The sequence below is a fragment of the Mycobacterium sp. genome, assembly GCF_965230835.1.
Classification (GTDB): domain Bacteria; phylum Actinomycetota; class Actinomycetes; order Mycobacteriales; family Mycobacteriaceae; genus Mycobacterium.
The window spans coordinates 681,124-698,443 of record NZ_CBDDLW010000002.1 but is presented as its reverse complement, the minus strand read 5'-3'; the positions used below and the strand labels follow the sequence as shown (position 1 = coordinate 698,443).

The following is a 17,320-nucleotide window of genomic DNA, read 5'->3' as shown; positions in this document are numbered from 1 at the left end:
CGCTGGCGATCGCCGCGTGGTTGTTTGGTGTCGATCCGCCTCGCCCGTCGTCAACGCCGCGCTAGCGATCGCCACTAGGCTTGGCGGGTGTCCCAGAGTGCGTACCTGGTCGGATTGCGGCTAGCCGGCAAGAAAGCCGTCGTGGTCGGCGGAGGTACGGTCGCCCAGCGGCGGCTGCCCTTGCTCATCGCCAGCGGCGCGGACGTGCATGTCATCGCGCGTACCGCCACCCCCGCCGTCGAGGCGATGGACCAGGTCACCTTGTCGGTGCGCGACTACCGAGACGGTGACCTCGACGGCGCCTGGTACGCCATTGCTGCCACCGACGACGCGCAAGTGAACGCAGCTGTTGTCGCCGAGGCCGATCGTCGCCGCATCTTTTGTGTCCGAGCCGACATCGCTGTCGAGGGGTCGGCGGTCACCCCGGCGTCGTTTGGCTACGCGGGGCTGTCGATAGGTGTGTTGGCTGGCGGCGAGCATCGCCGTTCGGCGGCGATCCGATCGGCCATCCGTGAGGCTTTGCAACAGGGGCTTATTACCACCGAAGGCTCTGGAAGTACCGACGTCGTGCGTGGTGGGGTAGCACTGGTCGGCGGCGGTCCCGGCGATCCTGAACTGATTACTGTGCGCGGGCGCCGGCTGCTCGCCCATGCCGATGTTGTGGTCGCTGACCGACTAGCACCGCCCGAACTGCTCGCCGAGCTACCGCCGCAGGTGGAGGTAATCGACGCCGCCAAAATCCCCTACGGCCGCGCGATGGCGCAGGACGCAATCAATGCGGTGATGATTGAACGGGCCCGTTCGGGGAGCTTTGTGGTGCGCCTCAAAGGTGGCGATCCGTTTGTGTTCGCTCGCGGCTACGAGGAGGTGCTGGCGTGTGCTGACGCCGGTGTTCCGGTGACCGTTGTACCGGGTGTGACAAGTGCCATAGCGGTACCTGCGCTGGCGGGCGTTCCGGTCACGCAGCGAGGTATGAACCATGAATTTGTCGTGGTCAGTGGCCATATTGCGCCCGACCACCCCGAATCGTTAGTGAATTGGGACGCATTGGCTGCGATGACGGGCACCATTGTTTTGCTCATGGCGGTCGAGCGCATTGAATTATTTGTCGATGCCCTATTAAAAGGCGGGCGACCTGCGGATACGCCGGTGCTCGTGGTTCAGCAGGGGACGACACCAGCCCAGCAGACGCTGCGGGCGACGCTTGCCGACACGCCGGAGAAAGTTCGTTCGGAAGGTATTCGACCTCCCGCGATCATCGTTATTGGGGCGGTGGCGGCCTTCGGGGGTTTAAACCTTTCTTAAGATTACTGTAAGGTAACCCGCTATGACGGCTCTCAACGACACAGAGCGGGCAGTCCATAATTGGACATCGGATAGCTCAGAACGTCGTGTTCCGGGGCGTTCGGCGCGCTCAGCAGAGACCGCTTCGGGTCGCACGACCAGTTATTACCCCACGTGGCTGCCGTCCTTCGGCTTCATCGCCGCGGTCACCGCTATCGGTGGAATGCAGTTGCTAGCGACGATGGACAGCACCGTCGCCATTGTCGCCCTTCCTAAGATTCAGAACGAGCTGAGCTTGACCGATGCCGGTCGTAGCTGGGTGATCACCGCGTACGTGTTGACATTCGGCGGGCTGATGCTGCTCGGTGGGCGCCTTGGTGACACGATCGGGCGCAAACGCACGTTCATTGTCGGCGTCGCCCTATTCACCATCTCCTCAGTGCTGTGTGCGGTCGCGTGGGACGAAGCGACGTTGGTTATCGCTCGGTTGTCGCAGGGGATAGGCTCGGCGATCGCTTCTCCGACCGGGCTTGCGTTGGTGGCGACGACTTTCCCGAAAGGTCCCGCCCGCAACGCCGCCACCGCTGTATTCGCCGCGATGACCGCACTCGGCTCGGTGATGGGGCTTGTGGTTGGTGGCGCGTTGACCGAGGTGTCATGGCGGCTGGCGTTCCTGGTCAACGTGCCGATCGGGCTACTCATTGTCTACTTGGCCCGCACAGCGCTGCGGGAAACGAACCGTGAGCGGATGAAGCTCGACGCTACCGGGGCCATGCTGGCCACCTTGGCGTGCACCGCCGCCGTTTTCGCCTTCTCGATTGGCCCGGAGAAGGGGTGGGCCTCCGGCATCACTGTCGGCTCGGGTCTGGTGGCCTTGGCGGCCGGAATAGCTTTCGTCGTGGTCGAACGAACAGCGGAAAACCCGGTTGTGCCGTTCCACCTCTTCCGTGACCGAAACCGGTTGGTGACATTCGGTGCCATCCTTCTGGCTGGTGGCGTCATGTTTAGCTTGACCGTCTGCATCGGGCTTTACGTGCAGGACATTCTGGGGTACAGCGCGTTGCGCGCGGGCATCGGTTTCATCCCGTTCGTCATCGCGATGGGTATCGGCCTGGGCATTTCTTCGCAGCTGGTATCACGGTTTTCGCCGCGCGTATTGACAATCGGCGGTGGCTGGCTGCTGTTGGTCGCAATGCTCTACGGCTCGGCGTTCATGCATCGTGGCGTGTCTTACTTCCCCCACCTGGTTATGCCAATCGTTGTCGGCGGCATCGGCATTGGGATGGTTGTTGTTCCACTGACCCTGTCGGCGATCGCCGGTGTCGGTTTTGACCAGATCGGTCCGGTATCGGCAATCGCGTTGATGCTGCAAAGCCTGGGCGGACCGTTGGTGCTCGCGGTCATTCAGGCTGTGATCACTTCGCGCACTTTGTACCTGGGCGGTACTACAGGTCCGGTGAAGTTCATGAGCGATGTCCAGTTAAGCGCGCTTGATCACGGTTACACCTACGGCTTGCTATGGGTGGCCGGTGCCGCCGTCCTCGTCGGCTGCATGGCGTTGTTCATCGGGTACACCCCCGCGCAGGTCGCCCATGCGCAAGAGGTCAAGGAAGCGATTGACGCCGGAGAGCTGTAGGCGTTCCGCCTCCTGCTAGGGCAGGCGGTCGCTGCCGGGTTCCGGGTCGTCGGTAGGTCTTGGCTAAAGGGCGACGCGCTTCACCCAACGCCGCGCCGTGCCGGATTGCCACTAGGCTTGCGGCCTGTGATCATCCGGATGTCAGAGCTTTTCTTGCGTACTCTGCGCGAAGACCCCGCCGACGCCGAAGTGGCCAGCCACAGGTTGCTGGTCCGGGCCGGATACATCCGGCCTGTCGCACCTGGGCTGTACACCTGGCTGCCGCTGGGGTTGCGCGTACTCCGCAACATCGAACGAGTCGTGCGTGACGAGATGAACGCGATCGGCGGCCAGGAGATCTTGTTTCCCGCTTTACTACCGCGAGCGCCGTATGAAACCACGAACCGATGGACGGAGTACGGCGAAGGGGTGTTTCGGCTTCAGGATCGCCGCGGCAACGACTATCTGCTGGGCCCCACCCACGAGGAGCTGTTCACCCTGACTGTGAAAGGCGAATACAGCTCCTATAAGGATTTTCCGCTCACGCTGTACCAAATCCAGACCAAATATCGCGACGAAGCGCGGCCGCGGGCGGGCATTCTTCGTGGCAGGGAATTCGTCATGAAGGACTCGTACTCGTTCGATATAGACAGTGCCGGGCTCAAAGCGGCCTATCACGCGCACCGGGATGCCTACCAACGCATATTCGATCGGCTGCAGGTTCGCTACGTGATTGTGGCCGCGGTATCCGGCGCCATGGGGGGCAGCGCTTCTGAAGAGTTCCTGGCCGAGAGCCCAATCGGTGAAGACACCTTCGTGAGGTGTCCGCAGTCGGGCTACGCGGCCAACGTCGAAGCGGTAGCCACGGCCCGTCCAGAGACGCTGCCGATCGATGGTCTACCCGAAGCCGTTGTTTACGACACCGGCGACACACCTACCATCGCCAGTCTTGTGGCGTGGGCGAATGAGGCTGAACTGGGCCGCACGATCACCGCTGCGGACACCCTGAAAAACGTCATGATCAAGGTCCGCCAACCTGGGGGGGACTGGGATCTGCTCGCCATCGGCGTGCCCGGTGACCGTGAGGTCGACGACAGGCGGCTGGCTGCCGCGTTGGACCCGGCCGAATACGCGTTACTCAACGATGACGACTTTCACAGATACCCGTTTCTGGTGAAGGGATACATTGGGCCGAAAGCATTGCAGGACAATGGTGTTCAATTCCTCGTCGACCCGCGAGTGGTGGACGGCAGCAGCTGGATCACCGGGGCGGACCAGCATGGTCGGCATGTCGTTGGTTTGGTCGCCGGACGCGACTTCACCGCCGACGGCATCATCGAGGCTGCTGAGGTGCGTGAAGGCGATCCCTCCCCTGATGGTGCCGGTCGGCTGGTGATGGCTCGCGGAATCGAGATTGGGCATATCTTCCAGCTTGGTCGCAAATACACCGATGCCTTCACCGCGGACGTGCTGGGCGAGGACGGCAAGCCGGTACGACTGACCATGGGTTCCTACGGCATTGGCGTGTCGCGGCTGGTTGGCGTGATCGCTGAGCAACACAACGACGAGCTGGGTTTGTGCTGGCCGCCAGCTATCGCGCCGTTTGACGTCCACCTGGTCATCGCCAACAAAGACGGCCAGGCTCGAGCCGGAGCCACGGAGCTGGCCGGCGAGTTGGATCGCCTAGGTGTTGCTGTGCTGCTCGATGACCGACAGGCGTCGCCCGGGGTCAAATTCAAGGACGCCGAGCTGCTGGGGATGCCCTGGATTGTCGTGGTGGGTCGGGGCTGGGCAGACGGTGTGGTCGAGCTACGTAACCGAGCCGCCGGTCATAAGCGCGAGCTGGCCGCCGGCCCGACTCTGGCGACCGATATCACGGCCGCCGTCAGAGGATAGCGATGGGCCCGGAACGAGGCACGGATCGAGCTACTCGGTGCCGCCGGGGAAAGCCGAGGTAATGGGCCAAGCGCCCAAAGCTCGGTTCCAGCGCGCCGCCAGGACAGCGCTCTGGGTTAGAGCGGTCGAAGCAAACGCACGATCATCCGCTGTCTTCGCGTGCTCGATGACTGCGCGCCAGGCAGTCGCGCCGTCACTTTCCATGCGCACCGCGAGTCGCGCCGCGTCCGCGCCGCTGTCTAGCTGCATGGGCAATTGGTAGCCGGCGGCGGCGACCGGTGGGGATACTTTTCGGGCGGTCAGCATCGCAATGACGTCGTCGCGACGCTGACGGTGCTGGTGCAGCGCTTCGACTACCAACGGGTTCGCGCTGGGGGGCGACAGCGCGGACACGATGCCGTAGCCGTAGATGGTGGCGTGTTCGATGGCGAGGGCATCGCACAGCGCCTCATTGTTCGTGTCCTCGCTGTTGGGAGACCGCTTACGGGTGGTTGCTGGAGTCGGTTCGGCGGAGGTCATATGGACGGACCGCCGGAGGCCAACGCAACTTCGTAGGACGCGGTGCAGGAGGCGGCGATGGATGCGAGCAGCCCAGCTCGGTAACCCGACATTGTCGCTACCAGTCGGTTGGCGTCCTCTGCCGACCGACGCAACGAATCGACCACGTCGGGCAGCGACGGTGGCGGCGGCGGGGGGGCTTCCTCGGTTGGGTTGGGGCTAGGACTGGTGCTGGGGGAGTTGCCGGTGTCGGTGACAAGCTTGCCGGCTACTCGGGCAACCTCGGTGGCAAGAGCCCGGGCGTGCGCGGCGCGTTGGCCGGCCACTACGGTCAGTGCGGCCGCCATCTGTGGCGGGTTCCCTACGTCTGCAGCGGCGGCGGTGGCAAGTGCGTTGTCATGCCGGGCTTGGCCCAACGGCCCCAGGAGCTGCTCGACTTGAGGCGTCTCGGGTGGGGACTCACCGCAGGCTGAGACCACCAACCCGAGTGCAGCAAGAGCAGCACCACCGGCGAGCGCGCCCCGCCTGTTGATGATGGGAACTGCTCGGTTCACAGCCACATCCTGCCACTAGGGCAGGGCGCCACGATGGAGGACACGGTGCGGTGCGGCCTCGACTACCCGATCGTGCGGCTATTCAGGATCCCTGGCGTATCGTTGGTAGCTAGCTCTCCTGGTTCCACCCGGCATGCGCCGGCGGGACCGCGGGAGCTGTCTGGGCAGCGACGTCTGCCAGACGACCGGACAACTCAAGATGAGGAGCTCGCCTTGACCACCGGGCTACCTTCGCAGACGCAGGTATTCGAGCTACTCGGCGCAGAGTTCGCGCGCGCCGGCTACGAGATCGAGGACGTGGTAATCGACACGCGGGCTCGGCCTCCGCGGATTACTGTGATCGCCGACGGCGATTCTGCCCTCGACCTGGACACGATATCCACGTTGTCACGCTCGGCGTCGGTTTTGCTGGATGGCTTGGATAGCGTCCGGGAGCGTTATGTCCTTGAGGTCAGCTCACCCGGGGTGGAACGACCGCTGACCAGCGAAAAGCACTTCCGCCGCGCGAGGGGCCGCAAGGTCGAACTGGTGTTGTCCGACGGAGCGCAGCTGACGGGTCGAGTTGGTGAGACGCGTGATGGTGTGGTGACGCTGGTTGTCCGGCAGGACCGGGATTGGGTGGTGCGTCAGATTCGATTACTCGATGTCGCAAAAGCTGTTGTCCAGGTTGAATTTTCGCCGCCAGCCCAGGCGGAACTGGAATTAGCGACGATGGGTCGGGCTGGGATGGAGGCCGGAGCGTGAACATTGACATGGCCGCGCTGCACGCGATCGAGGTTGACCGAGGTATTTCGGTCAATGAACTGCTCGAAACGATAAAGTCCGCTCTGCTCACCGCCTACCGCCACACCCAGGGACATCAGACCGAGGCGCGAATAGAGATCGATCGGAAAACGGGTGTGGTGCGGGTGATCGCCACCGAGACGGACGACGACGGCAATCTCATCAGCGAATGGGACGACACCCCTGAAGGCTTCGGTCGTATCGCGGCCACCACGGCACGCCAGGTGATGCTGCAGAGGTTTCGTGACGCCGAGAACGAACGCACCTATGGCGAGTTCTCCACCCGAGAGGGCGAGATCGTCGCGGGAGTGATCCAACGAGACAGCCGGGCCAATGCGCGCGGGCTGGTCGTGGTCCGGATGGGTAGCGAGACGAAGGCATCCGAGGGAGTGATCCCGGCCGCAGAACAAGCCCCCGGCGAGAGCTACGAGCACGGCAACCGACTGCGCTGTTACGTGATCGGTGTAACTCGCGGTTCCCGCGAGCCGATGATCACCTTGTCTCGTACCCACCCCAACCTGGTACGGAAGCTGTTTTCCCTGGAGGTCCCCGAGATTGCGGACGGTTCGGTGGAGATCGTGGCGGTGGCCCGTGAAGCCGGCCACCGCTCCAAGATCGCAGTGGCATCGCGCGTCCCGGGTCTGAATGCGAAGGGTGCTTGCATTGGCCCGATGGGGCAACGAGTTCGCAACGTCATGAGCGAGCTTTCCGGGGAGAAGATCGACATCATCGACTACGACGACGATCCGGCCCGATTCGTCGCCAATGCGTTGTCGCCGGCCAAAGTGGTTTCGGTGTCAGTGATCGACCAGACCGCTCGGGCAGCCCGCGTTGTGGTGCCCGACTTCCAATTGTCGCTGGCCATCGGCAAGGAAGGTCAGAATGCGCGGCTGGCTGCTCGGCTAACGGGATGGCGTATTGACATCCGCGGCGACTCGCCGGGGAATCCGTCCGGCCACGTCGAACAGGACGCGAGTAGCGGCATGGCACATGAGCGCTAGCCCGGCGACGGATTCTGCGGGGTGCTGGGCCCCCAACCTTGTGGTGCATTGCCGGGCGGTTATAGCTGCCGGTCGGGTGACGCTAGACTAAGCCGTGATCCAGCGCGAGCTTTCGGTCTCGGCGCACCAACGCCCGGATAGTCCCAGCGGACCGGTGCGGACGTGTATCGGGTGCCGGAAGCGAGAGTTGGCCGTCGAACTGCTTCGAGTGGTGGCTGTGTCGACCGGGAACGGCAACTGCGCCGTGATCGTTGATACAGGCATTAGCCTGCCGGGGCGGGGTGCGTGGCTGCATCCCGTGCCGCGGTGCGTACAACAAGCGATCCGGCGGAGAGCTTTTGCCAGAGCGCTGCGCATCACCGGTTTACCGGACACATCCGCGGTGGTCGAGTACGTAGGTGCTCTCGAAGTGCCTTCGACCACCGAGCAACAGAATAGGTAGCAACGAATATGAGTACACCGTGAAGTCCCGATGACCATGCGTCATAGCTAAACCCGAGGCGCGGCCCACGACTGTCGCCTCATGGACAGGAGATGTAGTGGCAGGTAAGGCCCGCGTACACGAGTTGGCTAAGGAACTCGGTGTTACCAGCAAGGAAGTTCTCGCCCGGCTGAATGAGCAGGGCGAATTTGTCAAGTCGGCGTCGTCGACGGTTGAAGCGCCCGTAGCACGGCGTCTTCGCGAGTCATTCGGTGGCGCCAAACCGGCGCCCGCCAAGGACGCGGCAAAAAGTCCCGCGAAGGGCGAAGTAAAAGGTCCCGCCAAAGCTCCTGACAAGGGCCCCGACAAGCCTCTCAGCGACGCGGTGCGAAGCGCTGCTGGCAACGGAGAGGCGATCGGCGCACCTGCAGTGGCCGCCGAATCCGGCGCAGCGGCGACTGCCACCGCTCAAGCCACACCGCCGGCGGCCGCCGCAGCGCCGGCCGCTGCAACGACTTCGGCTCCGGAACAGCCGCCAACACCTAGACCGGGAAAGCCGCCCGGCCATCCGACACCGCATCCAGGCATGGCTCCCGGAGCTCGGCCGGGTCCGGCGCCAAAGCCGGGGGCGCGTGCTCCGCGCGTCGGCAACAATCCGTTCTCATCGGCGCAACCTGTAGACCGACCCATTCCACGTCCGCCGGCCTCACGTCCTGGAGCGCCCAGGCCAGGTGCGCCACGTCCGGGAGCTTCGCCGAGCAGCATGCCGCCACGTCCCGGTGGTGCCGCTGGGGGACCCCGCCCGCCGCGTTCCGGCGCGCCGCGACCCGGCGGCCGTCCTGGTGGGCCGGGCGGCGGTCGCTCCGACACGGGCGGCGGCAACTACCGCGGCGGTGGGGGCGGCGGGGCGGGTGCGCCACCCGGCGGCGGCTTCCGCGGGCGTCCCGGCGGGGGCGGGCCCGGTGGCGGTCGTCCTGGGCAGCGCGGCGGAGCTGCTGGCGCGTTCGGACGGCCGGGCGGTGCGCCCCGGCGCGGCCGCAAGTCCAAGCGGCAGAAGCGTCAGGAATACGACTCCATGCAGGCGCCAGTTGTCGGCGGTGTGCGGTTGCCGCACGGCAACGGCGAAACCATCCGATTGGCACGTGGCGCGTCGCTGTCGGATTTCGCCGAGAAGATCGACGCCAACCCGGCTGCCCTCGTGCAGGCGCTGTTCAATCTCGGCGAGATGGTGACGGCGACACAATCGGTCGGCGACGAGACGCTTGAGTTGCTGGGCAGCGAGATGAACTACAACGTTCAGGTTGTCAGCCCAGAAGACGAGGACCGCGAGCTACTTGAATCCTTCGATCTCTCCTACGGCGAGGATGCCGGGGACGAGTCGGCGCGCCAGACCAGGCCGCCAGTAGTGACGGTGATGGGTCACGTCGACCACGGTAAGACTCGGCTGCTGGACACGATTCGACAAGCCAACGTTCGTGAGGCTGAAGCTGGCGGCATTACCCAGCACATTGGTGCCTACCAGGTCGGAGTCAATCTGGATGGCGCCGAGCGGTTGATTACTTTCATCGACACCCCCGGCCATGAGGCGTTCACCGCAATGCGTGCACGTGGGGCCAAAGCCACCGATATCGCCATCCTGGTGGTAGCGGCTGACGATGGGGTGATGCCGCAGACTATTGAGGCTGTCAACCATGCGCAGGCCGCTGATGTGCCGATCGTGGTTGCGGTCAACAAGATCGACAAGGAGGGGGCCGACCCGGCCAGGATCCGTGGCCAGCTCACCGAATACGGTTTAGTGGCCGAGGAATTCGGCGGCGAAGCGATGTTCGTCGACATCTCGGCGAAGGCGGGCACCAACATCGAGGCATTGCTCGAGGCGGTGCTGCTGACGGCTGACGCCGCCCTGGACCTGCGCGCCAACCCCGATATGGAAGCCCAGGGAGTGGCGATCGAAGCGCACCTGGACCGTGGTCGCGGGCCGGTCTCCACCGTCCTCGTGCAGCGCGGCACACTGCGGGTTGGCGACTCTGTCGTTGCTGGCGATGCGTATGGCCGTGTTCGTCGGATGGTCGACGAACACGGCGAAGATATAGAGGCTGCGCTCCCGTCGCGTCCGGTACAGGTGATCGGTTTCACGTCGGTGCCCGGCGCAGGCGACAACTTCCTCGTCGTCGACGAGGATCGTATCGCCCGCCAAATCGCCGACCGGCGCAGCGCCCGCAAGCGCAACGCCTTGGCGGCGCGCAGTCGCAAGCGGATCAGCCTCGAGGACCTGGATTCGGCTCTCAAGGAAACCAGCCAGCTGAACCTGATCCTCAAGGGCGACAACGCCGGTACTGTCGAGGCGCTGGAAGAGGCCTTGATGGGCATCCAGGTCGACGACGAGGTGGTGTTGCGCGTTATCGACCGTGGCGTCGGTGGCATCACCGAGACCAACGTCAACCTGGCGTCCGCCTCGGACGCGGTGATCATCGGGTTCAATGTCCGAGCTGAGGGCAAGGCAACTGAGCTGGCCACTCGCGACGGCGTGGACATCCGCTACTACTCGATTATCTACCAGGCGATCGACGAGATCGAGAAGGCATTGCGCGGCTTGCTCAAGCCGGTCTACGAAGAGGTCCAGCTGGGTCGTGCCGAGATTCGGGCGCTGTTTCGCTCCTCCAAGGTTGGCCTTATCGCCGGTTGCCTGATCACCTCCGGTGTGGTGCGTCGCAACGCAAAGGCTCGGCTGTTGCGGGACAACATCGTGGTTACCGAAAACCTCTCGGTGGTCTCGTTGCGCCGGGAAAAGGACGATGTGACAGAGGTTCGCGACGGCTTCGAGTGCGGTATCACGTTGGGCTACTCCGACCTCAAGGAGGGCGACGTCATCGAGTCTTACGAGCTGGTTCAGAAAGAACGCACTTAATGGATGAACTGATATGGGGCATCCACGGTGGCTAGGAGGCCTGGCCATGGCTGACCCAGCCCGGGCGCGCCGGTTGGCCAAACGGGTCTGCACGATCGTCGCGTCGGCGATCGAGTATGAGATCAAGGATCCGGGGCTGTTCGGGGTGACCATCACCGACGCGAAGGTGACCGGCGACCTGCACGATGCGACGGTCTACTACACGGTGATGGGACACACATTGGATGACGAGCCGGACTACGCGGGCGCCGCAGCGGCGCTGGAGCGGGCTAAGGGCGTGCTGCGAACCAAGGTTGGGGCGGGTACCGGTGTGCGCTTCACCCCTACCTTGACATTCACCAGGGATACGACATCCGACAGTGTGCATCGGATGGAGGAGCTGTTGGCCCGCGCTCGCGCCGCGGACGCTGACCTGGCTCGGGTACGGGTTGACGCCAAGCCTGCGGGTGAGGCTGATCCCTACCGTTCTGGTGGCTCGGTAGCCGTACCACCGAATTCCGCCGGAGTAGACATTCGACCTTGCGATGGGCACGAGGCTGTGGGCGCTGGTGACAACGATCGATCCGAAGACTGAGCTAGCCGCAGAGCGGCGTCACAACGGGCTCGCGGGGGCCCGCGTCGACGCTGTTGGCGCCGCTGAACTTCTGTCGGCCGTGGCCCGGGTCGCGGTGATCTGCCACGTGCATCCCGACGCCGACACCGTTGGCGCCGGTCTGGCTCTGGCAGCGGTGCTCGACGCATGCGGCAAACAGGTGGAGGTCGCTTTCGCCGAGCCTGCGGCACTGCCGGAGTCGCTTCAATCGCTGCCCGGCTGCCACCTGTTGGTCAGGCCTGAGCAGATGTGCCGCGACATCGATTTGGTGGTGACCGTCGACGTTCCGACCGTCAAGCGGCTCGGCGCTCTAAGCGATTTAGCGGGCCCCGACCGGGAGCTACTGGTTATCGACCATCACGCTTCCAACGACATGTTCGGCACGGCCAATTTCGTCGACCCGTCAGCAGATTCCACCACGATGATGATTGCCGAAATTCTCGATGCGTGGGGCAAGCCGATCGATGTTGACGTAGCGCACTGCATTTACGCCGGGTTGACCACAGACACCGGGTCGTTTCGGTGGGCTAGCGCACGCGCCCTTCGGCTCGCGGCCCGGCTGGTCGAGATAGGCGTGGACAACGCGGCGATTAGTCGCTCATTGATGGACAGCCATCCGTTCGCGTGGTTGCCGATGCTGTCGAGGGTTTTGGGTTCTGCGAAATTGTTGCCCGAGGCGGCGAATGGTCACGGCTTGGTCTATGTCGTCGTCGATAACAAGGACTGGGTCAGCTCACGTCCGGAGGAAGTCGAGTGCATCGTCGATATCGTGCGCACTACCCAGCAGGCTGAAGTCGCAGCGGTCTTCAAGGAAGTCGATCTGCAGCGGTGGTCGGTTTCGATGCGGGCCAAGGTCAACGTGGATCTGGCAGCAATCGCGGCCGGATTCGGTGGTGGCGGCCACCGGCGGGCCGCCGGGTATTCGACTGCCGGCTCGATCGATGACGTTGTGGCGTCGCTGCGCGCGGCGCTTGGCTGACAGTCTTGAGTGAAGCCGGGCCCGAGGCTGCCCGACCCGCCGCAGGGGGCAAGCAGATCGCGCAGTTGGCGTTGCCCGCGTTGGGCGTGCTGGCTGCGGAGCCGTTGTACCTGTTGTTTGACACCGCGGTGGTCGGGCGCCTTGGGGCGCTGCCCTTGGCGGGTCTGGCTATCGGAATCTTGGTGCTCGGCCTGGTTGGCTCCCAAGCGACGTTTCTGTCCTACGGCACCACCGCGCGCTCGGCTCGCCGCTTTGGAGCGGCCGATCGGGTAGGGGCGGTCACCGAGGGCGTCCAGGCCACCTGGTTGGCCTTGGGGCTTGGCTTTTTGACTGTCGCCGCGGTGGAGGCCGCTGCTGTGCCCTTGGTGTCAGTGATTGCCGGGGCGAACCCCGGGGATCCGAAAGGCTCGGGAAGTGGAGCCATCGCCGCCGCGGCGCTGCCCTGGCTGCGAATCGCTATCCTGGGCGCTCCCGCGATACTCGTGTCGCTTGCGGGAAATGGTTGGATGCGCGGAGTGCAGGACGCCGTGCGGCCGCTGCGTTATGTGGTAGCCGGTTTCGGGGTGTCGGCACTTTTGTGCCCGCCGCTAGTTTACGGCTGGCTAGGGCTGCCCCGGATGGAGTTGGCCGGCTCCGCGGTGGCCAACTTAGTCGGTCAGTGGTTGGCGGCGCTGCTTTTCGGGGCAGCACTGCTGGCTGAGCGGGTGCCGCTGCGCTTTGACCGTGTCGTTGTGACCGCCCAACTGGCCATGGCTCGTGACCTGATCGTGCGAAACCTTGCCTTTCAGGTTTGTTTCGTCTCGGCAGCGGCGGTGGCCGCTAGATTCGGCGCTGCCGCGCTCGCGGCTCACCAGGTGGTGATGCAGCTGTGGGGGTTTTTGGCCCTGGTACTTGATTCGCTGGCTATTGCCGCGCAGTCGTTGGTGGGTGCCGCGTTGGGGGCAGGTGACGTTGGGCACGCCAAGTGGGTGGCTTGGCGGGTGACAGTTTTTTCGCTGCTGCCGGCGGGACTGTTGGCCGCGATATTGGCGACCGGTAGCACGGTGTTGCCCGGATTGTTCACCCACGATGGATCGGTGCTCGCTGCGATCGGAGTGCCGTGGTGGTTCATGGTGGCTCAGTTGCCGGTTGCCGGGGTCGTGTCCGGGATCCGGTGTAAATAGGGAGCACGCGCGTAGGTTCCGCTTCACGACCTGCAAGTCTGCGAAGAAGGAGTCACGCCCGTGCCTGTCCGCGTATCAGCGACCGACCGTATCCGCACCAAAATCGACGCCCTGTTCGCCGAGGATCGGGAACTGCCTGAAATCCTTGAAGAAATCGCCCGCCTCGGCGCCCAGCTACTGATGCAGGCGGCCCTGGAGGCTGAGGTCACCGAGTTCCTCGGTCGTGAACGCTACCAACGTACCGCCGCCTGTGCCGACGCTAACGGCGGTTCGCGCAACGGATATCGGCCGGTGACCATCAAGACCACCACAGGTGCGGTCACCTTGGAGCGGCCGAAACTGCGTGGCACCATGCAAGCGTTCGCCTCTCGGCTGTTCGGTAAGCATGTGACGAAAACCAACGCCCTGGAAACGCTGGTGATCGCCTCGTTCATCCGCGGCCTGTCCGTCCGGGATGTCAAGGCCACCCTCGCTGAAGCGCTCGGCGATCAGGCGGCGATCTCCAAGTCCGCGGTTTCGGAAGTCTGTAAGGCGATCCGGGCCGAATACCAGGCGTGGGCTCGTCGCCCACTCGGTGAGATCGCTCTGGACTACCTGTTTTTGGACGCCAGTTTCTTTCGGATGCATCCCGGGTCGCCGGCCGAGCCTGTGCTCGCCGCCTGGGGCGTCACCACCGAGGGCAAACCCGTGTTCGTCGGATTGTCACCCGGGACCGGAGAGTCCACCGACGCGTGGTCCGACTTCCTGACCGACCTGCGCGAACGCGGTCTTGCCACTCCGCTGCTGATCGTCTCTGACGGCGCCAAGGGACTGATCGCAGCCATCGAACAAATCTACCCAAAAGCGTTGCGCCAGAGATGTCTTATTCATCGCCTTCGCAACGTGCTTGCGAAGATCCCCACCGGGATGCAAGTCGAGGTCCGTGACGGATACTGGGCGATTTTTGATACCACCGGCCTGGGTATCGAGCCGGGACCGCAGCTGGTTGAGATCGTCGACAAGCGGATCGAGGCGTTCGCCGCTAAATACTCCGACCTCTACCCGGCGGCTATGCGGATCCTGCTCACCGACAAAGCAGGGCTGACCGCCTATCTGCGGTTTCCGGTTGAACACCATGGCCGCGTTCGGCACTCAAATTTCATTGAGCGCTCCTTTGGAGAAACTAAGCGACGGACCAAGGTCATTGGCCGATTCCCCGGCGAGACCAGCGCCATCAGCCTGGTGTGGGCCGTGCTCGACCGCGCCTCGGCCGGTTGGCGCGGCCTCACCATGACACCGGTCGGCACCCGACTGCTGCAAGACCTACGCCGATCCCTGCTCGACTCACCCCGCCAACTGCGACCGCCTCAAAGTCAAGCACCTACCGGCCAGGCAGATCCCGTCTCCGCCACGGCGTAGCGAGGCGCACGCACGCGTGACGACGCCCACCCGGTCCCAGTAAGGGGAGGTGAGGGAAACCGTTTGCCACGGCGGCGTGGCCGTGGTCGATAGCCTGCACAATGTGGATCTGAATGGGATGACAGCGGTGGTGACCGGCGCAGCTAGTGGCATCGGGCGCGCGTTGGCGCATGCACTGGCCGACCGTGGAGCCAACCTCGTGCTCGCCGACATCGACACCGTCACATTGAGCGAAGTTTCGCAGTCACTGGGGGCACAAGCGGTTCCCACTGACGTTGCCATGCCGGATGCGGTCGAATCGCTCGCTGAAGCCGCCGGCGACGCCCGGGTCGTGTGCCTGAACGCCGGAATCACCGGTAGGAGCTTTGGTGCTCCGTGGGAAGTGGCCGCTCCTGACTGGAACAGGGTGTTCGCGGTCAACGTCGGTGGCGTTGTCAACGGCTTGCGTGCGTTCGTACCCAGACTGCTGGCCGCGAACCAGCCCGCGCACATCCTGATCACCGGCTCATTGGCTGGGGTGCTGACCTTTCCCAGCGGCGGCGCTTACGGACCCTCCAAGCACGCCGTCGTGGCCGTGGCCGAACACACCGCGCTGGCACTGGCCGACACGCCGATCGGCGTGAGCATGATCTGCCCCGCCCTGGTCTCGACAGGCATGTCCACCGACGGCATCGACCCCGCCGAGGTCGCTGCACAGGCGCTGGCCACTATCGACCGCGGAATCTTCGCTGCGGTCCCACCCGACTGGCAGCGCACCCTCATCACCGCGGCATCGCGTCGCGCCACTGGTCAGCGTCCCGAATCGCCTGCGGTCGCCACCTCGACCACGCAGAAACAACCACCAGCGCCCTCATAGCCCAAACATCGCCGGCGCACGAACCACGACCGGCCCGTACAACCCCCAACCCGCGAATCGACCTGCCGCCGAACCAGACGCCCGTATGCTAACAGCGGAGCGAAACTGGCCCTGCCTTTTACACCGGCATCTGGACGCAGCCGTTGCCGGAGTTGTTTTCGCGTTAGACGGTGTCCTGCTAGGCGCGAGCGACGCCGCATTCATGCGTACCGCAACCGTCATCAGCGCGCTGGCCGGTTTTCTGCCCTTGATCTGGCTATCGCTGGCGTACGGCTGGGGTCTAGCCGGGATCTGGTCGGGACTGAGCACGTTCATCGCACTGCGGCTGATCTTCGTCGGGTGGCGGTCGCTCAGCGGTCGGTGGGCGATAACGGGAGCGCCGTGAGCGGTACTGCGGTTTCGTCGAACGAGACCGGCGCCGGGCCGATACACTGCGCCGATGACGACGGCGCAGCAAACACGTGCGCCGAAGCGTCGACGGCGGCGACATCGACTATCGAGCGACCATGCGCTGTTTGTTCTCTTGGTCGGCCCCAACGTGGCGTTGCTGTTGCTGTTCGTCTACCGCCCGTTGGCGGACAATATCCGGCTGTCGTTCTTCGATTGGAACATCTCTGATCCCACGGCTCAGTTCGTCGGATTGTCTAACTACTCTGAATGGTTCGCTCGTTCGGATACGAGACAGATTGTGCTCAACACGGCGGTGTTCACCGCGGCGGCAGTGGTCGGCTCAATGGTCTTGGGGCTGGTTCTGGCGATGCTGCTTGATCAACCGCTGCGGGGACGCAACCTGGCGCGCTCGACAGTGTTCGCACCGTTTGTGATTTCCGGTGCCGCCGTCGGTCTGGCAGCCCAGTTTGTTTTCGACCCGCATTTCGGTGTGGTGCAGGATCTGTTGCATCGGATCGGGGTCAGCGTGCCCGATTTCTATCAGGAGCCGCACTGGGCCCTGTTCATGGTTACCGTCACCTATATTTGGAAGAACCTCGGCTACACCTTTGTCATCTATCTGGCTGCACTGCAGGGAGTGCGCCGGGACCTGTTGGAAGCAGCCGAAATCGATGGCGCGGGCCGGTGGGCCACTTTTTGCCGAGTGCTGTTGCCGCAACTGCGCCCGACGACGTTTTTCCTGTCGATTACGGTATTGATCAATTCGTTACAGGTCTTCGACATCATCAACGTCATGACCCGGGGTGGCCCGCTGGGCACTGGCACCACCACCATGGTTTACCAGGTGTATTTAGAGACATTCAGAAATTTCCGGGCAGGTTACGGTGCGACCGTCGCCACGATCATGTTCCTCGCTCTGCTGTTCATCACCTATTACCAGGTGCGGGTGATGGATCGGGGACAGCAGCGGTGACGCGAGGAC

General features: G+C 64.0%; 14 protein-coding genes and 2 pseudogenes. 14 read left to right on the top strand and 2 right to left on the bottom strand.

All coding sequences use genetic code 11. The features are described from left to right. Positions 1-87: 87 nt before the first annotated feature. The 3 genes from cobA to ACO07W_RS03660 all read left to right on the top strand — a co-directional run bounded on the left by cobA (position 88) and on the right by ACO07W_RS03660 (position 4,795). Entirely contained in the window at positions 88-1,305 is a 1,218-nt protein-coding gene (gene cobA, locus ACO07W_RS03670; protein ID WP_421840888.1) for a uroporphyrinogen-III C-methyltransferase, read from the top strand. A gap of 22 nt (positions 1,306-1,327) precedes the next feature. Beyond that, on the top strand, positions 1,328-2,920 hold the full coding sequence (locus ACO07W_RS03665) for an MFS transporter (RefSeq protein ID WP_421840886.1): 1,593 nt from the start codon (positions 1,328-1,330) through the stop codon (positions 2,918-2,920). Positions 2,921-3,046: 126 nt separating this feature from the next. After that, positions 3,047-4,795 carry a proline--tRNA ligase gene (locus ACO07W_RS03660; protein WP_421840884.1) on the top strand — a complete coding sequence of 583 codons (1,749 nt, stop codon included), beginning with the start codon at positions 3,047-3,049 and terminating at the stop codon, positions 4,793-4,795. Positions 4,796-4,825: 30 nt separating this feature from the next. On the opposite strand, the gene ACO07W_RS03655 is transcribed toward ACO07W_RS03660, so the two are convergent. Further along, a complete protein-coding gene (locus ACO07W_RS03655; RefSeq protein WP_421840882.1) occupies positions 4,826-5,314 on the bottom strand; it encodes a ferritin-like domain-containing protein in 489 nt (162 codons plus the stop codon). Then, positions 5,311-5,847: a hypothetical protein gene (locus tag ACO07W_RS03650; RefSeq protein ID WP_421840880.1), complete on the bottom strand. Its 537-nt coding sequence runs from the start codon at positions 5,845-5,847 to the stop codon at positions 5,311-5,313. Before ACO07W_RS03650 ends, ACO07W_RS03655 begins: the two co-directional genes overlap by 4 nt. Before the next feature lie 213 nt (positions 5,848-6,060). On the opposite strand from ACO07W_RS03650, the gene rimP reads away from it, so the two are divergent. From rimP to ACO07W_RS03595, 11 genes and pseudogenes are all read left to right on the top strand, one after another. Further along, positions 6,061-6,591 (top strand): ribosome maturation factor RimP, encoded by a 531-nt coding sequence (gene rimP / locus ACO07W_RS03645; RefSeq protein WP_421840878.1) that lies wholly within the window; start codon positions 6,061-6,063, stop codon positions 6,589-6,591. Then, entirely contained in the window at positions 6,588-7,631 is a 1,044-nt protein-coding gene (nusA, locus tag ACO07W_RS03640) for a transcription termination factor NusA (protein ID WP_421840876.1), read from the top strand. The genes rimP and nusA overlap by 4 nt, the downstream gene beginning before the upstream one ends. A 94-nt stretch (positions 7,632-7,725) precedes the next feature. Continuing rightward, on the top strand, positions 7,726-8,073 hold the full coding sequence (locus ACO07W_RS03635; protein WP_421840874.1) for a YlxR family protein: 348 nt from the start codon (positions 7,726-7,728) through the stop codon (positions 8,071-8,073). Positions 8,074-8,170: 97 nt separating this feature from the next. After that, positions 8,171-10,960 (top strand): translation initiation factor IF-2, encoded by a 2,790-nt coding sequence (gene infB / locus ACO07W_RS03630; RefSeq protein WP_421840872.1) that lies wholly within the window; start codon positions 8,171-8,173, stop codon positions 10,958-10,960. A 46-nt stretch (positions 10,961-11,006) separates the two neighbouring features. Then, the gene (gene rbfA, locus ACO07W_RS03625) at positions 11,007-11,534 is read left to right on the top strand and encodes a 30S ribosome-binding factor RbfA (protein WP_421840870.1); all 528 of its coding nucleotides are present in this window, start codon (positions 11,007-11,009) and stop codon (positions 11,532-11,534) included. Continuing rightward, on the top strand, positions 11,509-12,531 hold the full coding sequence (locus ACO07W_RS03620) for a DHH family phosphoesterase (protein WP_421840868.1): 1,023 nt from the start codon (positions 11,509-11,511) through the stop codon (positions 12,529-12,531). The genes rbfA and ACO07W_RS03620 overlap by 26 nt, the downstream gene beginning before the upstream one ends. Positions 12,532-12,536: 5 nt before the next feature. Further along, a pseudogene (locus ACO07W_RS03615) lies at positions 12,537-13,682 on the top strand (MATE family efflux transporter); the annotation flags it as partial. Between the two features lie 72 nt (positions 13,683-13,754). Continuing rightward, complete coding sequence (locus ACO07W_RS03610) at positions 13,755-15,092, top strand: IS256 family transposase (protein ID WP_421840121.1); 1,338 nt, start codon at positions 13,755-13,757, stop codon at positions 15,090-15,092. A 49-nt stretch (positions 15,093-15,141) separates the two neighbouring features. Then, positions 15,142-15,948: an SDR family NAD(P)-dependent oxidoreductase gene (locus tag ACO07W_RS03605; RefSeq protein ID WP_421839996.1), complete on the top strand. Its 807-nt coding sequence runs from the start codon at positions 15,142-15,144 to the stop codon at positions 15,946-15,948. Between the two features lie 145 nt (positions 15,949-16,093). Further along, positions 16,094-16,333: pseudogene (locus ACO07W_RS03600) on the top strand (MATE family efflux transporter); the annotation flags it as partial. A gap of 54 nt (positions 16,334-16,387) precedes the next feature. Continuing rightward, positions 16,388-17,311 carry a carbohydrate ABC transporter permease gene (locus ACO07W_RS03595; RefSeq protein WP_421840866.1) on the top strand — a complete coding sequence of 308 codons (924 nt, stop codon included), beginning with the start codon at positions 16,388-16,390 and terminating at the stop codon, positions 17,309-17,311. Positions 17,312-17,320: the final 9 nt, after the last annotated feature.